This window comes from Shouchella oshimensis, from assembly GCF_002019765.1.
Classification (GTDB): Bacteria; Bacillota; Bacilli; order Bacillales; family Bacillaceae_D; genus Shouchella; species Shouchella oshimensis.
On the sequence record NZ_KV917380.1, the window covers coordinates 1,449,240 to 1,462,897 of the forward strand.

The following is a 13,658-nucleotide window of genomic DNA, read 5'->3' on the forward strand; positions in this document are numbered from 1 at the left end:
TCTACAGCAGCAGGGAAAGGCATGAATAGTGTGGAATGAGTAAAGACACATAAATGAAAAGGAGGAATAAAGCGGTTGGCTGACTCTTTCTTTATTGGTATTTATTCTGGCATGGTAGGCATGGTTATAGGCTCATACTTTCTTTCATTCTTATCCCGTGGATCGTTTATGCAAACGATAAAAGGGCGGTCAACATGTGAACACTGTAAACAGGCAATCCAAGTAATCGACTTGATTCCTCTTCTCTCTTATTTGTTTTTGAAAGGAAAATGTCGCTTTTGTCATCACAAGATTCCTTTTTATTTTCCTCTTATTGAAGTGATCACAGGTGGTTTGTTTTTTCTCTCTTGGTTCCACGCTCATCACTTCATAGACATGATGATGTCATTCTTACTCATTTCAATGTTACTCCTCCTTACACTTACAGATATTCGTTCCTTTCGCATACCAAACCGTATTTTACTCTTATTTTCCATTCCGCTCCTTGTCCTACGTTTCTTTAACCACCCTATTGTGTTTGACGTTTTTTCATTGGCTATTAGCCTTGTACTTTTGATTATCTTATTTTATGCTTGTCAAAAAGAACAGCTCGGTGGTGGCGATGTTAAATTATTTCTTCTGTTTATGCTGTTATTTGGTACCCAATCAACTTTGCTTATTATTGCAATGGCTTCCTTCATTGCACTTATATTCGTTTTTATCCACCCCTCGTTTAAAGAAAAATTTGAAAACAATAACCAAAAGAAGATCCCGTTTGCTCCATTTATTAGCATCGCCGCACTAATTGTCTATTTTTTACCTAATGTGGTCTAAATAAAGACAAGCCTCATATGTATAGAGGGAAAGGGGTGTTTACTTATGAGTGATCAAAAGCATTCGATGAATTTTAAGTTCCCGCAATCAATGAAAAAAAACAGTCGTCCTGCACCCAAAAGTGAAGACTCAGAACCGATTGAAGTAATTAGCTGGGATCGTTCCCTATTTCAAAAAAATCATTCAACGCCACAAGATAATGACGATTCACATCCAGAAGAAGATAAAGTTGTGGACTTCACTGAAAAAGTAAATGTGAAAAAATCTGGGAATGAACCTTTTTGGGATGATGGTGACCGCTCTAAAGGGCCAAAGCTTCCTCCTAAAAATCGAAAAAATAAAATTCAGCTATCGATTCCTTGGCCGATTGTTGGGGCTGTTATGTCTGCTATTGTGGTTGGGCTAGGACTTGGTATTGTTGTCTTCCAATTCTTTTTAAACGATGACACGGCGTATAGCGAGGCAGCTATACCGGCTCAAGCAACGGTCTATACAGATGTCGCCTTTCCTAGCTTACATGTTGACGTTGTTCAAGGCGCGGCATTCACAGATATGGAAACAGCTGAAAAAGTTGTATCAGAGACAAAAGAAAAAGGGCTGCCTGCCGTACTCATACCAGGCGAGGAAACACAATATATGTTTTTAGGAGTAGCCAATGATCAAGCTAGGGGTACAGAGTTAAGCGTGCATTACGGTGAACAGGGACAGGAGACATATGTGAAGACATATACAGTAGAAGGTGGTGAGGTATCAGTCGGTGGAGAAGATGCTGCAAGTTGGTACACGAGCGCCAATGCAATCTATCAGTTTTTGAATAATGTATCATCCCAATTCATTGTAGCAAATGAGCGTGGTTCTATTAGCGAGGAGAATATAGCGCAATTAAATCAGTCTGTTGAGCAATTGCGTGATTCTCGTGATAGGGCTTTTTCACAAATGAATGAACAAGCTCGTGAAAGAAGTTTGCAGTATGCAGACACGTTGTTTTCGGCTGTAAAAGCGCTGAATACCTATCATGAGTCTAACGAGAACGATGCACTTTATCAGATACAACAACAATTACTTCAGATGATTGTCCAATATGAAGACGTGTTAACAATCATAAATGAAGAATAGCATTTTCCTTAAAAAGATGTCATACGGCATCTTTTTTCTTTCGTCTTCCGAACTAATTCGGTATACTTTACAAAAAAGGAGGTCTATCGAGTGAAAGAGTTAACGGCACAAACCCTATTTCAATTAAGCACGGTAACGAATCCAGTTGTTTCTCCTACTGGAACGGAAGCAATCATTGTTGTAACAAACTTAGATGAGCAAGAGGATACCTATCAAGCACATTTATATGTAATTGATATAAAGACAGGTAAACAAACAAAATTAACCCATGCAAAAGGTAAGCATATTGCGCCTCAGTGGTTACCGAGTGGGGATGGCTTTACCTATTTATCCAATCGCAAAGGAAAAAATCAAGTATTTTTAAAACAAGGCATGGCCGACGCAAAGCAAGTAACGAATGAGGAGCATGGTGTGCTTTCTTACGTGTTATCTCCAGATGGAACGAGAATTGCGTATTCAGCGTTTTTTAAAGAGTCAGAAGAAAATGAACCAGATCGAAAACCAGAGCCGCTCGTGATTGATCAAATGAAATATAAGTCTGATCAGCGAGGCCTTCATGATGATCGAGTTATGCGCATTGGAAGTATTGATTTAGCAACAGACAACCAGCAGTGGTTAACGACTGATTACTATGATAGCCAGCTATTAGACTTTTCGGGAGACTCTCGCCACGTTTTGTTTGCCAGTGATCGAACAGAAAATCGTGATTTCTCATTTAGCGCACACGCCTACCTTATCAATATAGATTCAAAGCAAGAGCGGCAAGTGACGAAAGAAGCTTGCGTTATTACTGGTGGTGCTGTGTCTCCAGATGGACAGACAATCGCTTTATTGAGCCATCGACGAGAATATGAAAACGCAACGCTTCCAAAGGTAATCTTGTATCGTAGCGGTACAGAGGAAACAGATTTAACTGCAAATGTCGATGCCTTTATTGGTGACATCGCAATTGGAGATTTTTTACAACACACTAAATCAAATCGATTGCGTTTCTCAGACGATGCTCAGTCACTATACACATTAGTTTCCAGTAAAGGTTCAGTTAATATTTGGAAATTTTCGTTAAATGGTGATCACCAGCAATTGACGAACACAGATGCACATATAAATGGTTTTGATTTTCATCAAGATGAATTTATTGTTACTCATAGTTCTGTAGTAGAACCAAGTGAGTGCTATCGTGTTAACCACACAGAAAAGACATTAAGCCGTTTAACATCCTTTAACGCAGCATTTGAGGAATCATTCCACGTCAGCGTTCCTGAAAAAGTAAAGCTAAATCGGGATGATGGCTCATTTGTAGAGGGCTGGTTAATGAAGCCGGCATTTTACAAAGAAGGACAACAGTACCCGTTAATTTTAGAGGTGCATGGTGGACCCCACGCGATGTACGCACATACATACTTCCATGAATTTCAACTGTTAACGGCAAAAGGATATGGTGTGCTCTATACAAATCCGAGAGGAAGTCATGGTTATGGACAAGCCTTTGTTGATGCTGTTCGAGGCGATTATGGCGGAGGCGATTTTCAGGATCTGATGGACATTCTTGATGATGTCGTGAAAACAACTAATTGGGTTGATGAGTCTAGGCTTGGTTTGACCGGTGGTAGCTACGGTGGGTTTATGACGAATTGGGCGGTTGGTCATACAAATCGATTTAAAGCAGCTGTCACACAACGATCGATTTCGAACTGGATTAGCTTTTACGGCGTAAGTGACATAGGGTATTATTTTTCTGAGTGGCAAATTAAAGCTGAACTTGATGAAATGGAGACGCTTTGGAAACATTCGCCTATAAAATATGTTGCCGATGTGGAAACACCTTTGCTTATTTTGCACGGAGAGAATGACCTTCGTTGTCCTATTGAACAAGCAGAGCAATTATTTATCGCTTTAAAACGATTAGGGAAACAAACACGATTTATTCGTTTTCCAGAAGCCAATCATGAATTGTCTAGAAGTGGAAAGCCGAGCTTGCGTGTCAAGCGATTAGAAGCCATTTTCGGCTGGTTCGAAAAGTATCTAACGTAATTCCGTTTCCTTGCTTGAGCATTTCCTATCGAATGATGAAAAGATAGGATCGGTAGTTCAACGAACAGAAGCGGTTTGTAAGACGAAAAATCTTTGTTGTAAGGTTTTTCGTCTTCTTTTAAATTGTTATTGTTTTTTCCTCTTTATTATTGGTAAACTATTTCTAACACCTGTACAATAAAAAGAAAAAGTAGAGGTGCTCCATGAACCAATCCCTTCTTTTAGCTTCTAGTTCCCCAAGGCGAAGTGAACTCCTTAAACAATGCCACATTCCATTTTCAGTTTATGCAAGTGATGTAGACGAGTCACTAAATGGAGACCATTCAACAGAAGAAGCGGTCTGTACCCTTGCAAAACGGAAAGCTGTTGCTGTTGCGAACCAATTTCCTGATCAGGTTGTGCTAGCTGCTGATACTATTGTATCTCACAATGGTTGCCATCTAGGTAAGCCACAATCAAAGCAAGAGGCAAAAAACATGTTACGTTCATTGTCGGCTTCGACTCACAGTGTTTCTACTGGAGTTGCCCTTCTTCAGCGTGATAAATCCCTTCTTTTCTCTCAGACAACTAACGTAACAATGACGTCGATTTCAGACGAGCTTCTTCAGCAATATATAGAAACAGATGAATGGCGTGATAAAGCCGGTGGATATGGAATTCAAAGTTTAGGTGCCATGTTTGTTTCGGAGATAAAAGGTGATTATTACACAGTTGTTGGTTTACCCCTTGTTAGAACGATTCAAGCTCTCGCTACCTTTCACATCTTTCCTAAAATTTCTTAGATAAAGGAGTTGTGTACGTGTCCATTATTATCCGCGATGTTCCTCCCCAAGAGCGTCCCCGTGAACGATTTATCCGTGAAGGGGCGAAAGCCCTATCGAATCAAGAAATCCTTGCCATTATGCTCCGTTCAGGTACAAAGCAATACTCGGCACTACAAGTTGCTTCTGAATTGCTTTCCACTTATAAAACATTAACGGCTTTAAGTGAATCATCCCTTGAAGAAATGAGGCTCATTAAAGGAATTGGAGTAACAAAAGCAATTGAGCTTGCAGCGGCAATGGAACTTGGTAAACGAATAAACCGAGAAGGCAAAGGGCAAAAAAGCGTTATCGCTTCTCCAGATGATGCGGTCCAGATCGTGGCCGATGATCTAATCGGCATTCATCAAGAGCATTTTGTCGTACTTTACTTAAATACCAAAAATTATGTAATAAAGCAAAAAACAGTCTTTATTGGAAGTTTAAATGCAAGCATTGTCCACCCGCGGGAGGTATTTAAAGAAGCACTACGTACATCATCTGCTGCTGTTATATGCCTTCACAATCATCCGAGTGGTGATCCTTCTCCTAGTCCAGAAGACATTAATGTGACAAAAAGACTGAATGAAGCTGGAAGAATACTAGGCATCTCACTTTTGGATCATATTATCATTGGTGATGAGACGCATTATGTAAGTTTAAAAGAACGTGGATTTATAACTATGTAAAATTATCGATAAACGTGGAATCACTTTTTTTTGCCTAGGGAACTTTAAGGCTATTTTTTTTGCTTACAATTCGATATAATAAAGGGTATGAGTTTGCGTTATAGTGATGTCGAAACGTAGCGAAAGCATGCACATCCATTATAAATAGAATGAAAAACCACGAACCTACGTGAATGCAAAGGGAGGAATCTGTCTATTTATTAGGTCGCTTTTAGTGAAAGCGAAAGAGACAGTATACATACATGTTTGGAAATAGAGACATTGGAATTGATTTAGGGACAGCTAACACACTCGTTTACACAAAGGGAAAAGGAATTGTGCTTAGAGAGCCATCAGTTGTGGCACTACGTACGGATACGAATTCAATCCAAGCGGTGGGAAATGATGCAAAGAAAATGATTGGTCGTACGCCTGGCAATATTGTGGCTGTTCGACCAATGAAAGATGGCGTTATTGCTGACTTTGATACGACTGCGACGATGCTTAAGCATTTTATTCAACAAGCAATGAAAAATAGTTCCATGTTTAGCCGTAAACCAGCTGTGATGGTGTGTGTTCCGTCTGGTATAACAGCAGTTGAAAAACGTGCGGTAGAGGATGCGACAAAACAAGCAGGTGCGAAAGAAGCCTATACGCTGGAAGAACCTTTTGCTGCTGCAATTGGTGCGAACTTACCAGTTTGGGAACCAACTGGTAGTATGGTAGTTGATATTGGTGGAGGCACGACAGAAGTTGCCATTATTTCATTAGGTGGCATTGTGACAAGTCAATCCATTCGCGTAGCTGGTGATGAGATGGACGATGCGATTATTCAATATGTGAAAAAAACGTACAATCTAATGATTGGGGAACGTACTGCTGAAACATTAAAGCTTGAAATTGGTTCAGCAAGCGCTGACGATGAAGAGAGTCAAGATATGGATATTCGTGGTCGAGATCTTTTAACTGGACTTCCGAAGACAATTACGGTAACGTCAGGTGAAATATCCAATGCGCTTTCAGATACAGTGGAAACGATTATTGAAGCGGTTAAAGATACACTTGAGCAATCACCACCTGAGTTAGCAGCTGATATAATGGATCGTGGTATTGTCTTAACAGGTGGGGGAGCATTGCTGAAAAACTTGGACAAAGTGTTAAGTGAAGAAACAAATATGCCTGTTATCGTGGCTGAAGATCCACTTGATTGTGTAGCGATTGGCACAGGTCGCGCATTGGAAAATATTCATTTATTCCGTACAAAAGCAGGTTCAGCTCGATCAAATTGGAAATAGAGGGATAGAGAATGCGATCTTTTTTCTCTAACAAGAAGCTCATTGTTTTATTAGTAAGTATTATCATTTTAATGGCGTTAATTGGCTACACAATGAGAGACGACCGGAATTTATCTCAACCAGAACAAATTATGCGTGACGCTATTGGCTGGGTTCAGAATTTAGTTTCTGCACCAGCGCATTTCGTTGGTGGGATTTATGAAAATGTAAGTGAGATTATACATGTATATGATGAGAATCGGCTACTTCGTACACGATTAGAGGAATACGCACAATTATCTGTTCAAAAAGACTTGTTGGATGAAGAAAATGAGCGACTAAGAGGGATGTTGGATATTGACGAGACCCTTAGCGACTACTCTCGTATATCGGCTGTTGTTATAAATCGTTCACCAGATGCATGGGAGCAGTATATTGGTATTAATCGCGGCGAGAGAGATGAAGTGACAGGTGATATGGCTGTTATTGATTCACAAGGTGGCCTAGTTGGAAAAGTAACGGATGCTAGTAAGTTTACTTCTTTTGTGCAGTTATTAAGTGATAATGATCCAACTAATTTAGTGTCAGCACAAGTGCTAATTGAGGACGAAGATGAGGATCCAGCAATGGGCTTTATTGAAGGGTACGATAGCGCAGAAGATTTATTGATTATGAGAAAAGTGGATATCGATGTACCGATAACAGAAGGAGAAACGGTCACAACATCTGGTTTGGGAGATGTTTACCCTTCAGGCTTATTAATCGGTGAAGTGGAGAGAGTGGAAGTAGATGAATTCGGCTTATCTCAGAATATCTATATTCATCCAACTGCTGATTTTTCAAAACTCGACTATGTGTTCGTTGTTCAAAGACATTTACCTAGCATGGATTCAGGTGAAGAGGAGCTAGGTGATGAAGAGGGTGAGGAAGAATGAGTCGGACATACTTTTCCATTGTACTCGTTTTTCTTTTCATTCTAGAGGGCTCCCTCCTTCCCTATATGCTGGCTAATTATACAGAAGCGACACAATATGTGGTCCCAAGGTTAGTCATAATGACCATTGTTTTAATTGGTTTATACTCGGGCAAGCAAGTTGCGCTAATTTATGGACTTGCTTTTGGTTTTCTGTACGATGTTGTGTTCACCAATTATTTAGGGATCTATATGTTTGGGTTTGCCTGTTTGGGCTACCTTTCAGCAGTATCGTTAAAAGCGGTAAAAGAATCGGCACTTTGGGCAGTTCTGCTTTGTACCATAGCTGTTTTTCTCTTTGAATATTTTCAGTATGGTTTGTTTTATATTCTTAGTGTAACGACGATGACGGGTGGAGATTTCCTTCTCGACCGTTTGCTACCCACACTCGTTTTAAATAGTGCACTAGCCATATTACTAGTGTTGCCGTTTAGAAAATTAGCGAACCATGTAAATGAGCAAGCAAGCTTTCGCAATCGTTAAAGCAGGAATTATGCATTAAACGTGGAATGTATTGTTACAATGGGAGTTAGTAGAGGTGAAATAGGAATGTCACAAGTGAAATCACTCGTTACAATAAAAGGAACAAAAGATGGTTTGATCTTTTTATTAGATGATCGCTGTTCATTTGATCAGTTAATAGAAGATCTTCGTGAGAAATTATCATCTGATTACTATAAAAGTGAGAAGAATGATCCAATTGTTTACGTACAGATTGATTTAGGTAATCGATTATTAACTATATCCGATCAAGAAACGATTGAATCCATTATTACATCGAATAGCCATTTGCGCGTCCACCACTATCATTCGAATGTTGTGACAGTGGAAAAGGCAAAAGCGATGCAAGAAGAAGTACAAACGGCAACCTTAACGAGAATGATTCGTTCTGGCCAAATCGTTAAAATGAAAGGAAATGTCCTTCTAATTGGTGATGTGAATCCGGGTGGCTGTTTAATGGCTACTGGCAACATCTATATAATGGGGGCATTAAAAGGAAAGGCTCACGCCGGTTATAACGGGGATACTAGTGCCTTTATTTGTGCGAGCCATATGTCTCCAACAAGCTTACATATTCATGAACATATGCTTCATTTCGCTGATGAAACAATTGAAGATGCTGAGATGCAAGCGGTATTTATCGACAGCACGAGCGGCGAAATGACCTTGACAAAAGTGCAACGTTTATTTGATGTAGAGAGTAGAGGATTAAAAGAGGCCGAGGCGGTTTCTTAATTTGGATCGTATGAAAGAAAGGGGATATGAGCGTGGGCGATGCAATTGTAATTACAAGTGGTAAGGGCGGTGTAGGAAAAACAACTACATCTGCAAACATTGGAACTGCGCTTGCTCTAGAAGGAAAAAAAGTATGCTTAATTGATGCGGACATTGGCTTACGGAATTTAGATGTGGTGATGGGTTTAGAAAATCGAATCATCTTTGACTTAGTCGATGTCGTGGAAGGGAACTGTGACTTACATCAAGCACTAATTAAAGATAAACGTTTCGACGGAAATCTGTACTTACTTCCTGCAGCACAAACGAAAGATAAAACAGACATTTTGCCAGAGCAAATGAAGCAGCTTGTAGATGAATTAAAACAAGAATACGACTTTGTTCTTATTGATTGTCCAGCTGGAATAGAGCACGGGTTTCGCAATGCAGTTGCTGGTGCAGATAAAGCCATTGTTGTTACCACGCCTGAAGTCTCGTCTGTAAGAGACGCAGATCGAATAATCGGTCTTCTTGAACAAGAGAACGTTGAACGTCCTCGTTTAGTGATTAATCGAATTCGAACCCATTTAGTGAAAAATGGTGAGATGCTTGATGTAGACGAAATTACGAAAATCCTTGCAATAGATTTAATTGGCATCGTGCTTGATGATGATCAAGTAATAAAACATTCCAATAAAGGTGAACCAATCGCTCTACACTCAACGAGTAAAGCCTCTATTGCTTATCGCAATATAGCACGGAGAATTCTCGGAGAAACCATTCCATTAATGTCTATTGAAGAAACGACAACCATGTTTACAAAGATTAAACGGTTGTTTGGTGTTCGATAAGGAAGAGCTGAAACGAAGCTAAGCCCATTAAGTCATGTATAAGACTTTAATGGGCTTGTTTTTTTAGACTTCTTAATGGAAGAGGGTTATTAGCTAGCGATTATTACTAGTTTGAACAAAAGAAAAAAGAGCGACTCACGCTCTTTGATTGCCTTTTCGAGAAAGGTAAGTAGGTCCTAGCACAATCGATAGCGCATCGTGCTGACATAAATCATAAACAGTTAATGCGGCAATAGAAGCTGCCGCCATCGCTTCTGTGTGAATTGGTAAAGGATGCTTTGCTTTTACCTCTACCTCTATAATTAAATCCCAGCTGCCTGAATTGACTTCCCAGTTAAACTGTATCGCTATGTACGTTAGTTCTTTTGGGTGGCTATTTGGCAGAAGGATTGATGTGTTTTTAGCAGCCATGATTCCAGCGAAACGCGCGTTTTCTAAAATCTGCTTATGACGCAAGTCGCCATTTTGAAGGTTTTCATAAAGCTCTTTATCAATTTGAACGCTTGATTTTGCATAAGCATGCTGTTTTATTGCATTCATTGAAGAAATATCAATAAAGCCGCTATGATCAACTTCTTGCCTTCGCCTCATCCTACCCCTCTTTTCTCGACAGATTGTTACCGTAATCATAATCGACAGAGCCGGTCTACGTCAAGATTGTCATGATTGTTAACTATTTATAAAATAGGTTGACAATAAAGTTTTCATCAGCTAATGTATAAGAAAAAAGAGTGGGGTAAATCAAATGGGGATTCGAGATTTAACTAAAATTTCAATGATGACAGCAGTTATGGCAGTGCTTGGAGCGATACCTCCCATTCCACTACCGATCTCACCTGTGCCAATTACAGCACAATCCATTGCACCAATGATTATTGGTGGATTGCTTGGCGCAAAACGTGGGTTTTTAGCTGTAGTGTTATTTGTTTTCCTTGTTGCGTGTTCCCTTCCTTTATTGGCTGGAGGGAGAGGTGGAGTAGGGGTCCTTTTCGGTCCTTCTGGAGGATATATCATTGGCTGGATGCTTGTTGCACTAAGCGTTGGGTACGTTGTGCAAAAAATGAAAAAGAGAACGTTTTTGAACGTATTTTGTGTGAATCTTCTATTTGGATTAGGTTTACTTTACATATGTGGTGCTAGTTATTTAGCTGCTACTACTGGTGTTTCAATAAAAGAAGCATTCGGAATGACTCTTGCTTTTATACCTGGAGATGTCTTAAAATCCATTCTTGCAACGTTTATAACGCTTCGTGTGCTACGAGCAGTACCAACGATTTAATAGAAAAAGACCGGGACGCCGGTCTTTTTCTACTACATACGATGCTGTTCATAAACATCGTTCTTTGTAATACGTGCGATGTTCTCCAACTCTTTTTCAGCTAATGATTCGTCTGTAATGGCTTTTACATTCTGTCGAATTTGCTCTATGCTGCTTGCGCCCGCTACGACACTTGCTACAGGTGAGTGGGATAAACAGTAGTGATAGGCCAGTCCATTTAATGAATTGGTATGCCCATAATTTTGCTGCAGAATATCTCTTAATTGAGCTAGCTCTTTTGAAGAGTAGGATAAATAACCGTCTTTAGCTGCTTTTACTTGGTGCAATGCTCGATTGGTTAAGATGCCTTTTGCTAATGAGCCTCTAGTAACAACACTAATCTGTTTTTCCTCTAAATAAGGAAACAATTCTTCTGGACGACGATCAAGGATGCTGTACTGCATCATAATGGAGACGATTCCTGAACGCTCCGCATATTCTTTAATAACATTTGGACGGATGGAAGAAAGACCATACTCACGAATATACCCTTCCCTTTTCAATTCTTCGAAAGCGGAGATTGTCTCGTCGATAGGGTCATCAATTGTTCCACCGTGTAATTGGTATAAATCAATATAATCAATGCTCAAACGTGACAGGCTATTTTTAACGGCACTTTTAATATGAGCTTTAGAAGGGTCCCATTCCCAGCCCTCTTTTCCTGGTGTAAAACGATTGCCAGCCTTTGTTGCAAGAATGACTTGATCCCGTTTTCCTTTAATTGCTTTTCCTATAATCTCTTCGTTTTGCCCATAATCATATAAATCTGCAGTATCCAAATAATTAATGCCTAATTCTAGCGCTTCATCGATAATCGATTTTGCGGTTTCTATGTTTGTACCAAGAGACATTCCACCTAATCCCATCGTGCTGACAGAAAGGGACGATTGCCCAAGTTTTCTTTTTTCCATCCAATCACTCCTTCTAGAAAAATCTATTCCCTATTTATTTTAGTATTAATCTGAATAGATGAACAGGACAAGTCATACGATGAAAGAAAGTGTGTTTCGTAAGTTAAGGAGGGCTTAAGGTGGATCGACGAAAACAAATTGAAAAACAAATTGCTTTAAAGCAGAAACAAAAAGAAGGCAATCCTACCCAACTGGAGGACCGCTCGCCATTTCCACGAACAGAAGACAAGGAGCCAACCTCTTCTCGCTTTCATAAATTAGCGCTGCAATCAATTCTCTCAGGTTGTTTGTTCTTTGCAATTGGAATTGCCTATGATGCCAATCATAAGCAAGCGGAAAGTGTTCAAGCATTCGTCAATCATTCATTTGAAGAACATTTTCAATTTGCAGCTGTTTCCTCTTATTTTGAAAGTGTGTTCGGCTCACCATTAGAATTGTTACCTGATCAAAGGGCACAAGAAGGTAGTGACGACATTGTCAATTATGCATTGCCCGCTTCAGGTAGTATTAAAGAAAGCTTTTCTGAAGACCGGAAGGGCATCCTACTTGAAACGGGTGTGGAAGAAGTGGTAAAAGCAGTAAAGGGCGGTCATGTTATTAATTTGTATGAAGATGAAGAATCGCTTGGGCAAGTGGTTGAGCTTCAGCATCAAGACGGGACTGTATCCGTCTATGGAATGTTAGATGATGTGCACGTACGCCCTTATGATATTCTATCAAGAGGAGCGGCAATTGGCACGATCCTTGAAACCGATGAAGAACAGGCTGGATTGTTCTACTTCGCATTAAAAGAAAATGGTGAGTACATTGACCCTAGCACTGTGATGAACTTTGATTAATTTTTTAAAGAAAATACACATCCATCCTTTTTTTTGGGTCATTATAGCAATGGGTGTGCTAAGTGGGCGTTTTAAAGAAGTGCTCATGCTTTTATTCATCGTTTTTGTCCATGAGATGGGTCATGTATGGATGGCGCGGCGGTTTCATTGGGACGTGATTAAGATTGAACTATTGCCTTTCGGTGGAGCCGCTGTTTTAGAACCTAAAGGCATTCGACCTGCTAGAGAAGAGGCATGGATTGTCTGTTGGGGACCCTTTCAACATAGTTGGATGATTGGGCTCTCCTATATTCTTTTACACACGACAGACGTTTGGATGATACAAGATCATCATCTATTTATCAGCCATAACATAGCCATCCTACTCTTCAATTTCATTCCTATTCATCCCCTTGATGGTGGAAGGCTTGTCCATCTTCTTTACAGCGCTTTCCTGCCTTATAAACAAGCAATGAAGGCGACATGGTTAACGTCCCTTATCCTGCTTACCCTTGGCTTCTTTGTTGTACTTGTTCTTATGCTCAAGCTAAATCTCATGATGATTTTTTCTTTCTTGCTCCTTACACTTATCTTAGATTATCGCCAACGAAATTATCGGTTTATTCGTTTTTTAATGGCTAAAATAAACGATCAAACCTCAACAAAGCAATCAGCTCTTTATGTTGAGAGAGAAACGACCCTTAAAGTAGTAAGTGAACAGATTAGAAAAAATCACTTACACACCATTGTAGTAGAGAATAACGCTCGGTACACTTATTCGTTAGAAGCAGTGTTAGACGCCTACTTTCAAAAAGGTTCACACGTGACGATAGACGAATTAGATAAAAGGTAACGAGACAAGTTTGT

15 protein-coding genes are annotated in these 13,658 nt (G+C 39.8%); 13 read left to right on the forward strand and 2 right to left on the reverse strand.

All coding sequences use genetic code 11. The annotated features are described in order from the left end of the window. The first annotated feature begins 75 nt into the window (after positions 1-75). From BK583_RS07185 to minD, 10 genes are all read left to right on the forward strand, one after another. A complete protein-coding gene (locus tag BK583_RS07185; RefSeq protein WP_055736278.1) occupies positions 76-813 on the forward strand; it encodes a prepilin peptidase in 738 nt (245 codons plus the stop codon). Positions 814-858: 45 nt separating this feature from the next. Beyond that, positions 859-1,929 carry a hypothetical protein gene (locus tag BK583_RS07190; protein ID WP_055736279.1) on the forward strand — a complete coding sequence of 357 codons (1,071 nt, stop codon included), beginning with the start codon at positions 859-861 and terminating at the stop codon, positions 1,927-1,929. Between the two features lie 90 nt (positions 1,930-2,019). After that, complete coding sequence (locus BK583_RS07195) at positions 2,020-3,963, forward strand: S9 family peptidase (RefSeq protein ID WP_055736280.1); 1,944 nt, start codon at positions 2,020-2,022, stop codon at positions 3,961-3,963. Positions 3,964-4,166: 203 nt separating this feature from the next. Continuing rightward, positions 4,167-4,745 carry a Maf family protein gene (locus BK583_RS07200; RefSeq protein ID WP_038481622.1) on the forward strand — a complete coding sequence of 193 codons (579 nt, stop codon included), beginning with the start codon at positions 4,167-4,169 and terminating at the stop codon, positions 4,743-4,745. Between the two features lie 17 nt (positions 4,746-4,762). Next, a complete protein-coding gene (radC, locus tag BK583_RS07205; RefSeq protein ID WP_038481619.1) occupies positions 4,763-5,452 on the forward strand; it encodes a RadC family protein in 690 nt (229 codons plus the stop codon). A 242-nt stretch (positions 5,453-5,694) separates the two neighbouring features. Continuing rightward, positions 5,695-6,726 carry a rod shape-determining protein gene (locus BK583_RS07210; protein ID WP_035395468.1) on the forward strand — a complete coding sequence of 344 codons (1,032 nt, stop codon included), beginning with the start codon at positions 5,695-5,697 and terminating at the stop codon, positions 6,724-6,726. 11 nt (positions 6,727-6,737) lie between these two features. Further along, a complete protein-coding gene (gene mreC / locus BK583_RS07215; protein WP_038481614.1) occupies positions 6,738-7,640 on the forward strand; it encodes a rod shape-determining protein MreC in 903 nt (300 codons plus the stop codon). Next, positions 7,637-8,161, forward strand: a complete 525-nt coding sequence (gene mreD, locus BK583_RS07220) for a rod shape-determining protein MreD (RefSeq protein ID WP_055736281.1) — start codon at positions 7,637-7,639, stop codon at positions 8,159-8,161. The genes mreC and mreD overlap by 4 nt, the downstream gene beginning before the upstream one ends. A 66-nt stretch (positions 8,162-8,227) precedes the next feature. After that, on the forward strand, positions 8,228-8,914 hold the full coding sequence (minC, locus tag BK583_RS07225; RefSeq protein WP_038481608.1) for a septum site-determining protein MinC: 687 nt from the start codon (positions 8,228-8,230) through the stop codon (positions 8,912-8,914). A gap of 32 nt (positions 8,915-8,946) precedes the next feature. Then, positions 8,947-9,744, forward strand: a complete 798-nt coding sequence (minD, locus tag BK583_RS07230; RefSeq protein ID WP_038481604.1) for a septum site-determining protein MinD — start codon at positions 8,947-8,949, stop codon at positions 9,742-9,744. 135 nt (positions 9,745-9,879) lie between these two features. Here the strand turns inward: minD and BK583_RS07235 are convergent, their stop codons facing one another. After that, positions 9,880-10,335, reverse strand: coding sequence for a cyclic pyranopterin monophosphate synthase MoaC (locus BK583_RS07235; RefSeq protein ID WP_051667574.1), 456 nt, complete (start codon positions 10,333-10,335; stop codon positions 9,880-9,882). A gap of 154 nt (positions 10,336-10,489) precedes the next feature. Between BK583_RS07235 and BK583_RS07240 the strand changes: the two genes are divergently transcribed. Further along, positions 10,490-11,023: a biotin transporter BioY gene (locus BK583_RS07240; protein WP_055736282.1), complete on the forward strand. Its 534-nt coding sequence runs from the start codon at positions 10,490-10,492 to the stop codon at positions 11,021-11,023. A gap of 32 nt (positions 11,024-11,055) precedes the next feature. On the opposite strand, the gene BK583_RS07245 is transcribed toward BK583_RS07240, so the two are convergent. After that, entirely contained in the window at positions 11,056-11,973 is a 918-nt protein-coding gene (locus tag BK583_RS07245; RefSeq protein WP_055736283.1) for an aldo/keto reductase, read from the reverse strand. Positions 11,974-12,092: 119 nt separating this feature from the next. Here BK583_RS07245 and BK583_RS07250 point away from each other — a divergent pair, with 119 nt between their 5' ends. Together BK583_RS07250 and BK583_RS07255 are read left to right on the forward strand one after the other, a co-directional pair. Next, on the forward strand, positions 12,093-12,812 hold the full coding sequence (locus tag BK583_RS07250; RefSeq protein WP_055736284.1) for a peptidoglycan DD-metalloendopeptidase family protein: 720 nt from the start codon (positions 12,093-12,095) through the stop codon (positions 12,810-12,812). 49 nt (positions 12,813-12,861) lie between these two features. Further along, a complete protein-coding gene (locus BK583_RS07255; protein ID WP_139366170.1) occupies positions 12,862-13,644 on the forward strand; it encodes a site-2 protease family protein in 783 nt (260 codons plus the stop codon). Positions 13,645-13,658 lie beyond the last annotated feature (14 nt).